Annotated in this window: 15 protein-coding genes; 7 read left to right on the plus strand and 8 right to left on the minus strand. The window is 69.5% G+C overall.

Going from position 1 to position 15,940, the window contains the following annotated elements; translation table 11 throughout:
• Nucleotides 1-444: glycosyltransferase family 4 protein (locus tag EIO58_RS01890; protein WP_164861482.1), on the plus strand; the 444-nt coding region annotated here is incomplete at its 5' end.
• 115 nt (nucleotides 445-559) lie between these two features.
• Complete coding sequence (locus EIO58_RS01895; RefSeq protein ID WP_127818004.1) at nucleotides 560-2,050, plus strand: hypothetical protein; 1,491 nt, start codon at nucleotides 560-562, stop codon at nucleotides 2,048-2,050.
• Between the two features lie 39 nt (nucleotides 2,051-2,089).
• On the opposite strand, the gene EIO58_RS01900 is transcribed toward EIO58_RS01895, so the two are convergent.
• Genes EIO58_RS01900 through EIO58_RS18590 form a run of 3 tightly spaced genes read right to left on the minus strand, consistent with a single transcriptional unit; the run spans nucleotide 2,090 to nucleotide 5,069 of the window.
• Nucleotides 2,090-3,082: a glycosyltransferase family 2 protein gene (locus EIO58_RS01900; RefSeq protein WP_127818005.1), complete on the minus strand. Its 993-nt coding sequence runs from the start codon at nucleotides 3,080-3,082 to the stop codon at nucleotides 2,090-2,092.
• Entirely contained in the window at nucleotides 3,079-4,338 is a 1,260-nt protein-coding gene (locus EIO58_RS01905; RefSeq protein WP_274543182.1) for a glycosyltransferase family 4 protein, read from the minus strand. The genes EIO58_RS01900 and EIO58_RS01905 overlap by 4 nt, the downstream gene beginning before the upstream one ends.
• Nucleotides 4,224-5,069, minus strand: a complete 846-nt coding sequence (locus EIO58_RS18590) for a hypothetical protein (protein WP_164861484.1) — start codon at nucleotides 5,067-5,069, stop codon at nucleotides 4,224-4,226. Before EIO58_RS18590 ends, EIO58_RS01905 begins: the two co-directional genes overlap by 115 nt.
• 102 nt (nucleotides 5,070-5,171) lie before the next feature.
• Here EIO58_RS18590 and EIO58_RS18595 point away from each other — a divergent pair, with 102 nt between their 5' ends.
• The 4 genes from EIO58_RS18595 to EIO58_RS01925 all read left to right on the plus strand — a co-directional run bounded on the left by EIO58_RS18595 (nucleotide 5,172) and on the right by EIO58_RS01925 (nucleotide 9,266).
• Nucleotides 5,172-6,092, plus strand: coding sequence for a glycosyltransferase family 2 protein (locus EIO58_RS18595; RefSeq protein ID WP_164861485.1), 921 nt, complete (start codon nucleotides 5,172-5,174; stop codon nucleotides 6,090-6,092).
• A gap of 81 nt (nucleotides 6,093-6,173) precedes the next feature.
• Entirely contained in the window at nucleotides 6,174-7,385 is a 1,212-nt protein-coding gene (locus EIO58_RS01915; protein WP_127818007.1) for an ABC transporter ATP-binding protein, read from the plus strand.
• A complete protein-coding gene (locus EIO58_RS01920) occupies nucleotides 7,382-8,203 on the plus strand; it encodes an ABC transporter permease (protein ID WP_164861486.1) in 822 nt (273 codons plus the stop codon). The genes EIO58_RS01915 and EIO58_RS01920 overlap by 4 nt, the downstream gene beginning before the upstream one ends.
• A gap of 4 nt (nucleotides 8,204-8,207) precedes the next feature.
• The gene (locus EIO58_RS01925) at nucleotides 8,208-9,266 is read left to right on the plus strand and encodes a glycosyltransferase family 4 protein (protein ID WP_127818009.1); all 1,059 of its coding nucleotides are present in this window, start codon (nucleotides 8,208-8,210) and stop codon (nucleotides 9,264-9,266) included.
• 3 nt (nucleotides 9,267-9,269) lie between these two features.
• Here the strand turns inward: EIO58_RS01925 and EIO58_RS01930 are convergent, their stop codons facing one another.
• The 3 genes from EIO58_RS01930 to EIO58_RS01940 are packed head-to-tail and all read right to left on the minus strand — an operon-like array spanning nucleotide 9,270 to nucleotide 12,774.
• A complete protein-coding gene (locus tag EIO58_RS01930; RefSeq protein ID WP_127818010.1) occupies nucleotides 9,270-10,376 on the minus strand; it encodes a GNAT family N-acetyltransferase in 1,107 nt (368 codons plus the stop codon).
• Entirely contained in the window at nucleotides 10,373-11,590 is a 1,218-nt protein-coding gene (locus tag EIO58_RS01935) for a GNAT family N-acetyltransferase (RefSeq protein WP_127818011.1), read from the minus strand. Before EIO58_RS01935 ends, EIO58_RS01930 begins: the two co-directional genes overlap by 4 nt.
• The gene (locus tag EIO58_RS01940) at nucleotides 11,587-12,774 is read right to left on the minus strand and encodes a GNAT family N-acetyltransferase (RefSeq protein ID WP_164861487.1); all 1,188 of its coding nucleotides are present in this window, start codon (nucleotides 12,772-12,774) and stop codon (nucleotides 11,587-11,589) included. Before EIO58_RS01940 ends, EIO58_RS01935 begins: the two co-directional genes overlap by 4 nt.
• Before the next feature lie 148 nt (nucleotides 12,775-12,922).
• Between EIO58_RS01940 and EIO58_RS01945 the strand changes: the two genes are divergently transcribed.
• Nucleotides 12,923-14,029 carry a GNAT family N-acetyltransferase gene (locus EIO58_RS01945; protein ID WP_164861488.1) on the plus strand — a complete coding sequence of 369 codons (1,107 nt, stop codon included), beginning with the start codon at nucleotides 12,923-12,925 and terminating at the stop codon, nucleotides 14,027-14,029.
• A 7-nt stretch (nucleotides 14,030-14,036) separates the two neighbouring features.
• Here the strand turns inward: EIO58_RS01945 and EIO58_RS01950 are convergent, their stop codons facing one another.
• Together EIO58_RS01950 and EIO58_RS01955 are read right to left on the minus strand one after the other, a co-directional pair.
• Nucleotides 14,037-14,753, minus strand: coding sequence for a polysaccharide deacetylase family protein (locus tag EIO58_RS01950; RefSeq protein WP_164861489.1), 717 nt, complete (start codon nucleotides 14,751-14,753; stop codon nucleotides 14,037-14,039).
• Nucleotides 14,754-14,935: 182 nt separating this feature from the next.
• Nucleotides 14,936-15,883 (minus strand): glycosyltransferase, encoded by a 948-nt coding sequence (locus EIO58_RS01955; protein WP_164861490.1) that lies wholly within the window; start codon nucleotides 15,881-15,883, stop codon nucleotides 14,936-14,938.
• Nucleotides 15,884-15,940 lie beyond the last annotated feature (57 nt).

Below are 15,940 nucleotides of genomic sequence, written 5' to 3' on the forward strand. Positions count from 1 at the left end.
CTGGCCGAGTGCGTGGACTGGGCGGGATGGGTGGGCGACACGAATGCGGAGCTCAGGCGCCTGAGCCTGGCCGTGCACGCATCGCCTGTGCCGGAGCCGTTCGGGCAGGTGATCGTGGAGGCGATGGCGGCAGGCGTGCCCGTCATCGGGGCGGATGCCGGCGGAGCCCGCGAGATCATCGATCCGTCCGGAAGCGCGGAGGTCGTCGCCGAGGGGGTACGCCGCAGCGATCTGGGGCTGCTCGCGCGCTCGGGCGACGATCGCGCGCTCGCACGGGCGATCGAGTGGATGCTCGACCGTCCCGCCGTCGCTCGCGAGATGGCGTCGTCGGCAGGTGATTCCGCCCGCGAGCGGTTCGGGATCGAGCGCACATGGTCGGTCGTCGCGGACGCGTGGGCCGCCGCACTCGCGGTGAAGAGGCGAAGAGCTCGCACCGGCATATGACGCCGCTCGTGAGAAGTGTGCGACCATAATGCCCAATGGGGCTGGGGATCCGTCGGCGGAGGTGTCGACTCTCTCTTGAGAGACGCGGTGCGATCCAGCGATCGAAGGAGGGCATATGACGATCGAGGGTGCACTGGCGCTGCTGCTCGTCCTTGTGGTGTCGATGCTGGTCATCATGGTCGGGGGAGGCATCGTCCTCGCGCTCGTGGCGCTGAGGTGGCGGAGGAATCGCCCGGGTCGCCCGGCGCGCCCGAAACCTGCGGCACACAGTCCTGCGGCATCGAGCGCGACCATGGTCCCGCGCGTGAACACCGCCCCGCCGCCCCCGGCGACGACGGCGGCGGCTGCGCGCTCTGAGGTCGAAGCGGTCGAGCACGGCGACGTCGACGCAGACGACCCGCGGATCGTCCCTCTCGGACTCGAGCCTGCGACATCCACGGAGGCGGTGTTCCGCAATCTCGAGAAGATCAAGCCCCTTCTGCACGCCGAAGCGGCCGAGAGCGATCGCATCGGTCGGACGACTCCGCTCGCGGGTGGCGCTCTCCGGGCCGCGGGACTGTTCCGGTGGGGCTTCCCGAAGGAGCGGGGCGGGCTCGGCGCCTCGTACGCCGACCGGCTCGAGGCGGTGACGCGGGTGGCGCGGATCGACGCAGGCATGGCGTGGGTCACCATGTGGCTGGGTGCGCACGGCGACATCGCCGGCCGGCTGGACGACGCGGCGTTCGCCGAGATCTATCCCAGCGTCGACCTTCCCACAGTGTTCTCGGCGACGCCGCTCGCCAAGGCGGTCGAAGTGGCAGGCGACAAGTACCGGATCGAGGAGAGCCGCTGGCGGCTGGGCAGCGGCGGATACCACGCCGACCGCTGGATGGCCGGTGCGAAGGTGTGGGACGCCGCCGGTGATCCAGTGATCGATGAAGCGACCGGGGAGCAGAAGTTCATCGGAGTGTGGCTGCCGGCTGACAAGGTGCGGCAGGCCGACGACTGGAATCCGATGGGCGTGCGCTCATCGGGCAGTGCTTCGTACTTCCTCGCGGAGCCCGTCGAGATCCCGCGGTCGTGGAGCTTCAATGCGGGGGCCGACTCGCGACCGTACTTCTTCCCCTTCATGGGGGTCCTGGTCGGCGCGGCGCAGCACCTCATCGATCTGACCTTCGACGCGCTGCGGGCGAAGAGCCGGGCCGGTACCGTCGTCGGCTCGTACGACCGGACGGCGCTCACGGGAGCGCTGGCTTCACTCGACATGCTCGTCCTCGGGCTCCGCGGATATGCCCAGTACCTGGACCGTGTCCGTGAGGAGCGCGAGTCGGGCGAACTCACGCGGGCCGAGGAAGCGTGGGTCCACACTGTCGGGATGCCGGTGCGCGAGAGCCTCATCAAGATCAGGGACGTCACCGCCGACATCTACGGCACGGGGTATGTGAGCGCGGGGTCGGAGTTCGGGCGGGTGCTGCGCGACATCCAGGTCGCGTTCGCCCACGGGTGGCTCAAGCTCTCCGACACCGGAGCCGATCACGGCGCACGCGTAGCCCAGATGCTCGAGAACCCCGAGGTCGTGCCGATCTGGGACACCGGCTGGCCGGTCGAACTCACCTCGGCGCCCTGAGCGCCACGCGCCCCTCTCGTCGACGGCGCCCTCGCCGGCTCATGGCGTGGCGACGCCTGCGCGGCGATCCCGGCGACGGCCCTCCACTCCCGCCCAGACCCCTGCCACCAGGCCGGCCACCTCGACGAGCGAGCGGGTCAGGATGATCGGGGATGTCAGACGGCGCCCTGCGCTCGCCTTCGCGCCGTCCGCGCCCCTGCCCTTGATGATGAGGCGTCCGACCAGCGTGAAGTAGTGGCCCTGCTGACGAAGAGCGGTGACGTAGTAGCGGGGGATGTAAGGGCTGCGCCACCCGAAGACGCGTGCGAGCAGCATGACGTGGTTGCGCCTCGAGTAGTAGAGATACCGGCGATCGAACCGCTGGCCGCCGATCTGATACGGCGCCGCGACGTGGCGCACGAGGACGCGCGGGTCGTAGATGAGACGGTGCCCGGCAGCGGTGAGCCGCAGGCATGTGTCCGACTCCTCGCGCAGACACGTGCCGGGGTAGTTGCCGCGGATGCCCCCGATCGACAGAAGGATGTCGCGGCGGTACGTCTGGTTGGCCCCGAGGAAGTGGTCCACGACGACCGCACGGCCGGAGTGCGCAGCGAAGTAACCCGTGAGATCGCCGTTGGGCAGCAGGCGTCCGATGCTTCCGAGCCCGATCCACTCCTCGCCGGGGATGCCGTTGTCGGCACGCCCGCCGACCGCGGCGACCGACTCGTCGGCATACGCCCGACGGAGATTGCCGAGCCACTCGCGATCGACGTACGCGTCGTCGTCGATGAACGCGACGATGTCGCCGGTGGCCGTGGCGAGCCCCAGCTGGCGGGACTCGGGCATCGTTCCCTTGCCGAGAGCATGGCGGATGTAGACGACGTCGCTGTGTCCGGCCGCGACGAGGTCGCGGGTGCGGTCATCGGGCGACCCGTCGACCACGATGATCTCGTGAGCCTTCTCCGCCATGTCGCCGAGATGACGCAGGCATTCGGCGACGTATTGCGGTCGCGCGTACGTGATGACGATGACCGACACCGTGAGCGCTGTCATGATCGGCCCTTCGCGGCGACGTCCTGCACGGCATCCTCCAACACACCTTCGTAGAGCTCGGCCACGCGTGCCCACGAGTATCGGGCGACCGCGCGCCTGCCCGACTCGCCGAGTCTGCCACGCAGCGCCTCGTCCGATGCGATCCGCGCGAGCAGCGCAGCGAGGGCGTCGATGTCGAGGGGGTCGAACAGCAGGCCGTCCACCTCGTCGCGGACGAACTCAGGTGGCCCTCCGCGATCGGTCGCGAGCACGGCAGCACCCGATCGCCACCCTTCGAGGATGACGATGCCGAATGCCTCGACGTGGCTGGGCACGACGAGTGACAGGGCGCCGTCGAGGACGCGTCGCACCTGGCCTCGCTGGAGTGCGCCGGTGAAGACGACGCGTTCCGAGATGCCGAGGTCCTCGGCGAGCTCCTCCAGTCGACGGCGTTCGGGGCCGTCGCCCGCGATGACGAGATCGATTCCGGCGGACTCGCCGGCGAGTCGGGCGAACGCGGTCAGGAGAGCCTGGAAACCCTTGTTCTCGACCAACCGGCCGACCCCGGCGACGTAGCGCTCAGGGAGGCCGGTCGTCAGCGGCTGGGGTTCGAGGTCGAGTCGGATGCCGTTGCCCACCACGCGCGCGGGCCGATGCGCGCCGAAGCGCGCCAGGTCCGCAGCGGCGTAGGCCGAGCACGACGTCACGGCCCGAGCCTGTCGGAGCGTGCGGCCGAGGGCGCGGCGGAGAAGGGCGGACGTCCCGAATGCATCGTGTGCGTCCATGAACGTCTCGCCGTGGTTGGCATAGACGAGAGGGATGCCGTGGCGCCGGGCGGTGGTCGCGGCCCAGGGGCCGTTCGCCCCGAAGCACTGAACGACGATCACGTCGGGAGCGTCCGACGTGACGGCGTGGCGCCACGCGGACGCCGCGCGCGGGAACGCCGCGAGCCACCGAGCGATCCCGCCGAACGAGCGATTCGGCAGGGGGCACGGCAGTGCACGCACCGTGCCGTCGAGCGGGGCCGGCTCATCGCCTTGGTCGACCGTCCATACCACCACGTCGTGCCCGCGCTCGCGCAAACTCGCGGACACGTGGTGGACGTGCTCCTCTACGCCCCCGAGTCGGGGCAGGTATGAGCTCGTTGCCAGCGCGATGCGCACTAGAGGCCTTCCTCGGGGAAGTCGGGCAGCGTGCTGAGGCGGAACCGGCGCCACTTCGGCGCGATCGGGGTCTTGAGGACGGTGCGCCACGGGGCCCGGGTCGAATGCAGCCACTGACCGTACTTGCCGCTGGCCTTCCATTCCTCGGAATGCCCCGACCAGCCCACCTTCTTCGCGATGTTCGCTGCCGACCGCACCCAGCTGTAGTGCAGCACGGCCGCCTCGGTGGGGACGACTTCGTGGACGATCATGTCGGCGCGCTGCGCCGGGTCGGTGTTCCACGGCCGGATGTCGGCGCGGTACAGCGGATCGTATGTCTGGCGGGCCAAGAGGATCGTCGTACCCACCCGCACCGCGAGCGGTCCCGGGAAGGAGCAGGCCGGGCGCCACAGGCGCGTGCTCGCCTCCAGGAACGTGCCTGGACGCACGCGCGTGTACAGCCAGCGTGCGGGGAAGTCGAGGCCGAAGGCCCCGACCACATCGGCCCGGCCGAGCACGTCGAGGAAGACGTCCGGCCGCGGCATGACCTCGTCGGTGTCGAGCTGCAGCACCCAATCGGCGCCGTCGGACGCCTGCTCCAGTGCGACGGACCGCTGGTACGTGTCGTTTTCGAGCGCGTCGATCCCCGGGCGGGCGAAGACCCCTGGCCGGAAGTCGCACTTGCCGTCGACGTCGAGCGCCCTCACGATCTCGAGGCACTGCTCCAGCGGCAGTTCGGTGCCGGTCCACGATGTTCCCGACTCGTCGTACGAGACGACGATGCGGTCGACGTAGGGGTAGTACGAACGCACGCTCGGCCCCAGGAACGCCGGATCGCCGAGCATGATGTAGGCGTTGAGTCGCATCGGCCCCCAGTCGTCCGTCGCGTCGACAGTCGACTCGATCCTAGCGAGCGCGCGCGGACGCCCCGGCGTCCGATACTGTCTTTTCCGGCGCGAGGAGGCCGGATGACGCAGGACCCCGTCGTGAGCGTCGTGATCGCGACGAACCGCGACTCGCCGTTCCTCGCTGAGGCGATCGCGTCCGTCGTCGCTCAGACCTACTCCCCGTGGGAGCTCATCGTCGTCGACAACGGCGTTCCCGACCCCGCTCCGCTGCACAGGCTCGTCGCCGCAATCCCCCGCTCGCGCGTCGTGCACGTCCCTCCGCCCGTGACCGTGTCGCTCGCGCGAAACGCCGGCGTCGCCGCTTCGGAGGGCGCGCTCGTCGTCTTCCTCGACGACGACGACGTCTGGCATCCCGAGCGGCTCGAACGTCAGGTGAGGGCTCTGGCCGCGAAGCCGGAGGCGCCGGCGTCGTACTGCGGCGGGTGGCACCTGGATGCCGAGGGACGCACGATCGAACCGGCCTGGCCGGCGGCACCCGCAACGGCGGCGGAGATGCTCTCGCGTCGCAAGCGGATGCCGCACATCTGCGGCGCGATGATGATCCGCCGTCTCGCCTTCGCCGAGTCCGGGGGATTCAGTCCGGAGCTGACCATGATGGAGGACTTCGAGCTCGCTCTCCGGCTGCTCCAGCGCGGCGACTTCGCGTGTGTGCCGGACGCGCTCGTCGGCTACCGCCGCCACGACCGCAACGCCACGGGGACCGGTCTGGAGAACGCGCGTGTGCGACGCGACGCCCTGGACGGCATCCTCTCGCGACACCGATGGGCTGCCCGCGTTCGCGGCGACGCGCTCACGGCGCGTCTTCTCGAGGAGCACCTCGTGCGGGAGCGGCGGAGGGCGGCGGCAGAGGCGGCGGCGGCGGCGCTGTGGTCGGCGCGGCGGTTGCGGCTGGGCGACGTCGTGCGCGAGTGCGTGTGGGGCATGCGCCGATCGCCTGCCGGGTTCGGTTGGGGACTCATCGAACGGCTGGTGCGCCGATGAGCGCCGCAGCCGGTGATAGCCTTGACCGGCGTCTGCCGCGGGGGCGGCACGCGACGGTGACGACAGGGGGATCGGAGCCACATGGGTGATACCGCGATCACGGTCTCGAACCTGTCGAAGGCATACCGGATCCAGGTCTCCGGTGAGCACGTGGACCGCATCACGACGGCCGTCCTCAACCGCATCAGGCACCCCCTCACCCGTACGCACTACGAGAACTTCGACGCGCTGCGCGACATCTCGTTCGACATCCCGTGGGGCGAGGCCGTCGGCATCGTCGGGCGCAACGGCGCGGGCAAGAGCACCCTCCTGAAGATCCTCACTCGCATCACGGCGCCCACGACGGGCCTGATCGATCTGGGCGGACGCGTCGGATCCCTGCTCGAGGTCGGGACCGGGTTCTCGGGCGAGCTGACGGGGCGCGAGAACATCTACCAGAACGGTGCGCTGCTCGGCATGAGCCGCAAGGAGATCAAGCGCCGGTTCGACGAGATCGTCGACTTCTCGGGGGTCGAGAAGTTCCTCGACGTGCCCGTCAAGCGCTATTCCTCGGGCATGTACGTCCGACTCGCGTTCTCGGTCGCCGCGCATCTCGACACCGAGATCCTGGCGATCGACGAGGTGCTCGCGGTCGGCGACGCGGAGTTCCAGCGCAAGTCGCTCGCCAAGATGCGCGACGTCGCGCGCGATGGGCGCACCGTGCTGTACGTCAGCCATCAGATGAACACGGTCACGGCGCTGTGCACGTCGGCGATGTTCCTCGACAAGGGGACCCTGGGATTCCACGGCTCGGTCGACGGTGCCGTCAACCACTACAGAGACACCTTCGAGAAGTTCCAGCTGGAGCAGAAGGATGCTGCTTCCCGGCCGGGCACGGGTGCGCTGCGACTTCAGCGGGTGGCCGTGACGGAGCAGACGCAGGAGCCGGCCGACGAGAAGGTCATCGAGTTCAACGTCGGCCGCAATCCGGAGCTCATCGGCAAGTACTTCGTGTCGGCCCATATCACCGACGCGAACGGCGCCGTCGTCGTGCAATGCGATTCCCGGCTCATGGGTCACTGGTTCGACCCCTCGAAGGAGCAGGCGGGCACTCTGCGCATCAGCGGGCTGTGGCTCAAGCCCGGCCGCTACACGGTCGACATGTTCGTGTGCCAGGCCGGCGTTCTGGACGCCTGGGAGGGCGCGGACGTGATCGAAGTCGTGGAACACAGCCCATACCCGGAGCTCGCGACGGACGACGCTCTCACCCACGGCATGGTCCTTGCCGACTTCGATTACGAGGCGACGCGATGAGCCGAACCGTCATCACCCCGCCCGGGCGCTTCAACATGCCGGACTGGCGCGAAGTCTGGGCGGCCCGCGAGATCTTCGTCCGCTTCGGTCAGAAGGAGATCCTCCTGCGCTACCGGCAGACCGCCGTCGGGGTGGCGTGGGTCTTCATCCAGCCCCTGGTCGCCGCCGGCGTGTTCACGATCGTGTTCGGGGGGATCGCGCAGCTGCCCAGCGGTGGCGTGCCGTACTTCATCTTCGCCTTCGCCGGGCAGATGGGCTGGATGCTCTTCAACAACATCGTCAACCGGGCCTCGATGTCGCTCGTGTCGAATCTCGCTCTGGTCCAGAAGGTGTTCTTCCCGCGCATCATCGTGCCGCTGTCGGTTCTGACGTCGATCCTCCTCGATTTCGTCGTCTCGTTCGCTCTCTTCATCGTGCTGCTGTTCGTCTTCGGCATCAACCCGGGCTGGCCGCTGCTGCTTCTTCCGGTCTGGGTGCTCATGACGATCCTGCTCGCGATGGGCATCGGGCTGGCGGCCTCGTCTTGGATGGTGAAGTACCGCGACGTGCAGTACTTCCTCCCGTGGGGCATGCAGGTGCTGATGTACGCATCGCCGATCGCGTACTCGATGGAGGCCGTCGATCAGACCGGTTTCGGCTGGCTCTTCAACCTGAATCCGATCACCTGGCTCATGGAGGCCTACCGGTGGTCCCTGCTCGGCCAGTCCGCTCCTGAGCTCTGGCAGGTGCTGGCACTGGCGGGGGCGGCCGTCGTGGCGATCGTCGCGGGCATCCTCGTCTTCCAGCGCACCGAGCGACTCTTCGCCGACGTCATCTAGCGCGATGGCTGCCACCGTCGACGCATCGCTGCGCATCGCGATGGTCTCGTACTATCTTCCGAGCGGCAGCAAGATCGGCGTGGGGTTCCAGGCGCACGAGCTGGCCAACGCCCTGGTCCGACGCGGTCACCGCGTCGACATGTTCTCCGAGTGCCCGCCTGTGGAGGGTGCGCTCTACGGGCACCGCCGGGTGCATCTCGCCGGTTCGCTGCGCACCTTCCGTTTCGCGTGGGCGCTGCGCCGCATCGACTTCAGCTCGTATGACGTCATCCACGCGCACGGCGATGACTACTGGCTGTGGAGGCGGCGGACGTCGGTGCACGTCCGCACGATGCACGGCTCGTCCTTCGAAGAGGCGCGGCGCGTCCCGCGACTGCGGGAGAAGCTTCGGATGCTGCTTCTGGGGGTGAGTGAAGTGATGGCGACCTTCGCCGCCGACGTCACGGTGGCCGTCTCTCCCGCGACGCGGCGCTGGACGCCGTGGGTGCGGCGCGTGATACCGAACGGCGTCGACACCGATCGGTTCCATCCCGACCCGCCACGGCGGGCCGAGGCGCCGACGGTGCTTTTCGTGGGCACGTGGCGCAACCGCAAACGCGGCCGCGATCTGGCGGCCGCTTTCCAGCGCGACGTGCTTCCGATCCATCCGGATGCTCGCCTCGAGATGGTGTGCCGCGACGCTCCCGAAGACCCCGGTCCGGGCGTGTCGGTGCTCGGCGAGCTGTCCGACGCCGACCTCATCGCCGCGTATCAGCGGGCATGGGTGTTCTGCCTGCCGTCGGCGTACGAGGGATTCGGCATCCCCTACGCCGAGGCGATGGCGTGCGGCCTCCCGGTGGTGGCGACTCCGAACATCGGCGCCCGTTTCGTCACCGACCACGGACGCGCCGGTGTGCTGGCGCCGCTCGCAGAGATCGGTGTGGCCATCGAGAAGCTGGTCGCCGACCCGGATCGGCGCGAGGCGCTCGCCGCGGCGAGCGCCTCGCGCGCGCGATCGTTCGCGATGGCGCATGTGGTCGCATCGTATGAAGGGCTCTACGCGACGCGGCAGCGCAGGCCTTGACGATCAGCGGCTCCGGCGCGCCGCCACCCCGACGAGAAGCTTGGGGGCGCCCCGGAGCCCGATGAGCCTCGAACGGTATGTGCGAGCGTCGGGATACAGCCCGGCGCTCGTCGGGTACTTGGCGTCGTCCATGCTGGGGTCGAAGTACGTGGAGCCGTTCGTCGTCGCCGCGAGCTCCATCTCGAGCAGGCGCCCGATGGTGCCGGGGCTGTGCTTCGCGTACGCCTCGTTGTAGGCGTCGTGGAACCCGAATGCTCCGTTGCCCGCGCGGAGCACGACGGTCATGTAGATGGTCTCGTCGGCGGTTCCGAGCCGGTAGACGGACAGGCGGCCGTCGTCGCGGAAGGCATGGGAGACCTCGCGGAACCAGGTGTCGAGCTGGGTCACCTCGAACGCCTTGCCATCCTTCTCGACGTCGCCCTTCCATCCCGACGCCTGGAGCGCGAGGTACTCGTCGATCGAGGCCGAGTCGTCGACGACGTCCTCGAACGAGAGATCGCCGGTCAGTTCTCGCGCAAGGCCGGCGAGGCGGCGCCGATGTCCTTTTCGCGTGCGCGTGCTCAAGTGCTCGGATCGCACCTCGACGCGCTCGGCGATCGGCACGTCGCGACCCTCCGCGTCGAAGGTCGCGAACCTTCTCTCATCGGTGTCGAGGCAGGGCAGCCCCGCGCCGCGGATCGCGGCGTCGAATGCCTCCTCGAGCGCCCCACCGGCGGGAAGCCGGTCGAGCTCGAAGACGCCCTGCTTCGTGAGACGCGGCAGCTCCTGCAGCAGGGTCGTCGCCGCGGCGATCGGGTTGGCGGGTGAGACCAGCGGGTGAAAACGCTCGCCTTCGAATGCGGCGATCGTCTCGGCGGTCGTCACCGTCTTGACCCTCACCCCGGTCACTCTCCTCTGCTGCACGGTGTACAGCAGCACGAGGTGCAGCTCGTCGTCGTCTTCGACGAAGATCGCCCGCTGACCCGCTCCCATGAAATGCAGACGTGCCGAGGGCATCACGAATCGCGGATCGACGAAGGGGTTCGGCTCCAGCGCGCGGTCGCTCAGCCGCTTCCAACGCTCGATGTCGTCGGCGGTGGCCTCGACGACGGCCAGATCACGTGCTCTCACTCTTCGTCCGCTCCTTCGCCCGTCGGCTGTGCCGACTCGGTGCCGCCACGGCGCAGACGATCCTTCGCGACTCTGGCGGCGCGGGCGGCACGGATGCCCATCACCACGGCGCGAGCGCTCACACCCGGCCCGGCGAGCACGTACTCGCGTTGGCCGCGTCGCTGTGGGTACACCCTCGCCGCCTCGAAGTTGTACCACGACATGTTCGGGTCGAACGTGTCGATGTCGAGTTCGCGGATCACGTTGAGCACCGCTCGGCGCCCCAGCGTGCCGACGCTCCACTCCGCGAACTCCTCGTCGTAGGCGTCCTGAAGCCCATGGATGACACGCCCTTGGCGAAGCACGAGGGTCGAATAGAGCACTCGGTCGCCACCGCGGAACTCGATGCCGTAGAGGTCTCCTCGATCGTGGTACCTCCGCGTGAACGCGCGGAACCACGCGATCCGTCCCGTGACGTCGTAGCCCTCGCCTCCACGGGTCGGGTCGCCCTTCCACCCCGCAGTCTGGAGTGCGAGGAAGTCCTCGACCATCGCCGGATCGCCGTCGCGGACGATCACCGAGAGTTCCCCGACCCGCTCCGAGAGGCGGCGAGCGAGGCGGCCGAGCTTGCGTCGTGTCGAACTGCTCGTGTCGGAAGTCGCGTACTCGGGTGTGAATGCCTCTCCCGCGCGCGGCATCGGGCGATGCGATCCGCTCGAGGCGGCGACCGGCCGGGAGACCTGCGCACCATCGATACACCGCGAGCGCCTGTGCCCCACGCCCCCGAGGATGGCTCGCTCGAGATCGGGAAGGTCGTCCACGAGCACCACGCGCAGCACCCCGGGAAGCCCGAGCGCGCGAGCCTTCGCGAGCGCAGCCGCCAGCGCGCCGGATCCCTCTGCGGAATCGATCAGCGGGTAGAGCTTCGCCGACTCGTGGTCCATCGTCTCGTCAGCGGTCGTGATGGCGCGTGCACCTCCGCGGTCCGTGGCGAAGCCGAGGGAGAAAGGAAGGAGCAGCAGCCAGCGGTCGTCCCGCGAGACGATGAGGAGTCTCATTTCGCTTGCTCCGGGTCGAAGGCGCTGCGCGGGCTCGAGGTAGTCGACGCAGATCTGCGGATATGTCGCGATCGCCCGCCCCTCGAGGTCACGCCATCGTGCGAATTCCTCCGGCCCGAGCTCACCGAGGGTCGTGCTGGTGACCCGGCACTCGCCCGACCGAACCGTGCGGCTCATGCTCCGACCGCTTCGCCGTCGGCCTCACGCGATCTCATCCGCTTCACCGCCGCCAGCGCCGAGATGGCCAAGCGCCCGAAAGGCGACGCGCCGAGGATCATCTCGCGCTGGCCTCGCACGTTCGGGTAGACGCGTGCCGCTTCCCCCACGTGCCAGGCGAGGTTCGGATCGAACAGGCGGATGTCCGATGATCCGAGACGGTTGACGACGGCCTGTCGTGAGAGCCGGCCGACTTCGAAGGCGCGGAACTCCTCGTCGTACGCGTCTTGAAGACCGAACACCGTGGATCCCATCCTGACGCCGACGGCGAGGTAGAGCTGGCGCGTGCCCGACGCGATCTCGTACCCGATCAGCCGGCCGTCGCTGAGGTAGGCCGCGGTGAAAGCCCGGTACCACTCGACCTGTCCGGTTGCCCCGTAGCCTTCACCGCCGCGCGTCGGGTCGCCCTTCCAGCCCCGCGACTGCAGGCGGAGGAAATCCTCGATCAGCCCTTCGTCGGTCCGCTCCGTCAGCACCGGCGCCTGCCCTCCCAGCGCTTCGACCAGCCGGCGCGCGACGCGCCCGGTCTTCCGGCGTGATTCGGCGCTGCGATTGCGCGGGATGAAGTCGGCGACCCCCGTGGACCCGGGCTCGTGGCGCGGGTGCGGCTGCTCGATCTGCAGAACCGCGCGCTGGTAGCGATGGCGCGCGAGGACCCGTCCGCGCGCGCGATGCGCCCCCTGGTGAATCGCATGGGTGAGGGCATCGACGTCGTCTACCGCCTCGAAGACCAGCAGACTCGGCAGCCCCAGCCTCGGAAGGCTCGACAGCACGGCCGACAACGCGTCGACACCGCGGCCCGCGTGCATCAGCGGGTACCGCCGTGCGGACTCGCTCTGGATGAACTCATTGCTGATCGACAGCGTCCGGATCGGCACACGCGAGGAGAGCGTCGAGGTCGTGATCGGCGACAGGAAAGCCCACCCGTCTCGGTCGGAGGCGATGAGGAGCTGCAGCTGCGCGCAGTCCGGACGCTCGCGCAGCGCCGTCTCCCAGTACACGGCACTCAGCTGCGGATAGGGCTCGATGGCCGACATCTCCAACTCTCGCCACTGGGCGAAGTCCTCCGGCTGCAGCTCGCGGAGGACGACGACACGGATCGTGAAACCCCGGCGGTGCGTGGATCGCGAATGGGATGGGCGCATTCCAGGTCGTTTCTCGTTCGGCGGCGGCACGGACAGTCTGTCGCAACGCCAGCCGTGCGGTGTCACGAGACGTGTCAATATTGGGTGGTCGTCTGCGATCGTAGCGGGGGTTTGGATTGTGAGAACGCGGACCATCCGCGCGGACTCGGTGACAGAGGCGGACGTCGAGCGATGGCGGGCGCTCGCCTCGCGTGCGGTGGAGCCCAACGTCTACCTCGATCCGCGGTGGCTGCTCACTTCGGTACGCGAGCACCCGGATGCTGCGGACCTCCGGCTCCTCTTCGTCGAAGACGATGATCTGCGTGGTGTACTGGCGTACACCGTCGAGCGCGCCTGGGCCGATGCGCCCTTCCGTGCCGTCTCGACCGCCGGTCGGTTCCTCGCGACCCATGCGGAGCGCCACCATCCGCTTGTCGACCCAGCCGCATCTCACGCCGTGGTCGAGACGATGCTGACCGCGCTTCCCGATGCGGGAGCGGGACTCGCGGTGCTGCGCAAGATGCCCGGCGACGGCCCGCTGTGGGACGCCCTCACCGCCTCGGCCGACAGCCTCCGCATCCCCATGCTCGAGAACATCCGTCGTGCCGCCGCGTATTCGGCCGCGACGAGGGATGCGGTCGCGCCGGAGGACCGCCTGGAGCCGGACTTCGAACTGGCCCATGCGAGCTCGCGGTCGCGCAAGCGCACGCGCGGCTATGTCCGTGCACTGGAGCGCGACGCGGGCGAACTCCGCCTGCTCGACCGGAGCGACGAGCCCGCCTTCACCGAGGACTTCCTCGCGATGCAGGTCGCCGGATGGAAGGGTGACGCCGAGCGCGGCGGACTCGCGATGCGCCTGGACCCCGTCACCGAGCGCTGGTTCTCGCGTATCCTGACGCAGTTCCGCGCCGACGGCGACGTCTGCGCGCTCGAACTGCAGGGCGAGGAAGACACGGTGTACAGCACGGTCTCACTGCGCTCGGGAGGGGTGTGGGCCGGTTTCCTGGACACGTACCACGACGGCTACGCCAAGCACAGCGCCGGCACGCTCGGGCGGATCGCCGAGCTGAACCATCTGCGTCGGACGAGCGCCGATCAGCCGTTCGACCCGAATCTCGACCCGTTCTACGCCGCGAGCACCAATCTCTACCCCGACCGACGCGATCGCGTCGATCTCATCCTGGCCCCGGGAGGGCTCCGCGCAAGAGCCCTGCTCGGTGTGATGCCTCGCGCGCGCGCCGCACGCGACACCCTGCGCGCCCGGCGCTCCCGGTAGATCCGGCTCACTCCCTCCGCATGCGGTCGCGCAGCGCGCTGCGCACCTCTCGGTGCGCCGCGATGAGATCGCCTACCGTGGCGACCGAGTAGCCCTCGGCCTCCAGGCGCTGCAGAAGCGATCGCGCGACGTCGGCCTTGTCGAACGTCGGCAGCGCTTCGTGGGGTCCGAGCGTCTGTGGATCGGCGCGGTGGTCGTGGAGCAGGACGATGCCGCCTGGGAAGACCCCCTCCCAGGCGGTGCGCGCGACCGTCGCGGCATCCGCGTCGATCCAGTCCCACGCGTGGCTGGACCAGATGACCAGCTCCATCCCCATAGCGCGGATGCCTCGCGCCTGACCGGCGGTGTGCTTGCCGTACGGCGGGCGGAACAGCCGCACCCGCCGGCCGGCGATCTGCTCGACCTGTTCGCGCGCACGCGCGAGCCGGGTGAGCGCCTCTGAGTCCGGAAGTGTCGTGAGGGCGGTGTGGTCGTCGCCGTGAAGCGCCAGTTCGTGGCCCTCGGCGACGATGCGGCGCACCAGCCCGGGGTGAGCCCGGGCCTGCTCCGCGAGGACGAAGAACGTGGCGTGCGCCCCTGCGTCGGCGAAGACGTCGAGGATGCCCGGGGTATGGGCCGGATGCGGTCCGTCGTCGTAGCTCAGGGCGACGACTCGTTGCGTGGTGTCGACGCAGAACACCCCGAAACTGCGCAGCAGACTCCGGGGAACGGGGAAGGGCGCCATGGCTGCATCGGCGAAGCGCCCCCCGGGTGGCGCTGGTACGCGCCAGATCTCGCGTGAACGCACGAGCAACGGCGGCTGTCCAGACATGTGTCCGCCTTCCTGCGGCGAGGGGCCGCGTCAGTCAGTGTGCCGCACCGCTCCGCTTGTCGGCGACTCCGGCGATTCTCGCCGACCCGGGCGGTTCAGACCGCCGGCGGCAGACGATCCGGCGGCGTGAACTGCGGGATCCCGTCCACCTCGGCGTGACGGAAGCCGCGCCGGTAGGCCCACCCGGCGAGGTACGGTGTGACCCGGGCAGGCGACCGCAGGATCTCGAGAGCCTTGGCCGGGATGCGTGCGAGACGGTCGGGCGGCGGCAGCGCTCCACCGCCTGATCCGACGCCCGCCGGCACTGGGCGCTCGGCGTCGGCCGACTCGTAGGCGTCGCGTACGAGCGCGAACCGGTGCGAGACGACACGGCTTCCGGCTCCCTTGGCCCGTGCCTGCCGGACGGCGTCGCGCACGCCTCCGCGCTTGCGGACGTGGACGACGGCGTCGGGCACCCCGACGAGCCGGTGACCCGCCAGCTGCACGCGCCACGAGAAGTCCAGGTCTTCGGCGGCCGTCAGACTCTCATCGAATCCTCCGACCTCGGCGAACGCGGTGGCGTGGATCCCCATGTTGCCCGAGCCTCCGGCAGGCAGCTGCGGGAGCGCGGGATCGCGGAAGGTGGGCTCGGCCCACCCGAAGTCCCAATCGCGGCCCGGGTTCAGCAGGGAGTGCTCGACCGCGCCCGCTGCGAACGGGGCGTGCGCGAGCGCCGCGGTCATGGCGCGCACCCACCCAGTCGAAACCACGTCATCGGCATCGCAGAAGAGGAGAAGGCGTCCACGAGCGGCGGCCGCGCCGACGTTGCGCGCCGCAGACGCCCCGCGTCGCGACGACGCGTCCACGAGCCGCAACCCCGGGATGCGGTCGGCGAAGGCCTCGATGACGCGAGCCGTGCCGTCGGTCGAGCCGTTGTCGCTCACGAGCACCTCGAACGCGGCATTCGCGTCCTGCCCGGCGAGAGCGCTCAGCTGGTCGGCGAGGGTCGCCTCAGCGTTGAAGGCAGGGATGACGACGCTCGCGTCGACCGGCTGCTCGGCCACGTGCGTCCTCCTTCCTCGTACTCGAGCACCCTCGCGCACTCTCCGGCGCGGCGCCCA

Source organism: Microbacterium sp. CPCC 204701 (assembly GCF_004010105.1).
In the GTDB taxonomy this organism is placed as follows: Bacteria; Actinomycetota; Actinomycetes; order Actinomycetales; family Microbacteriaceae; genus Microbacterium.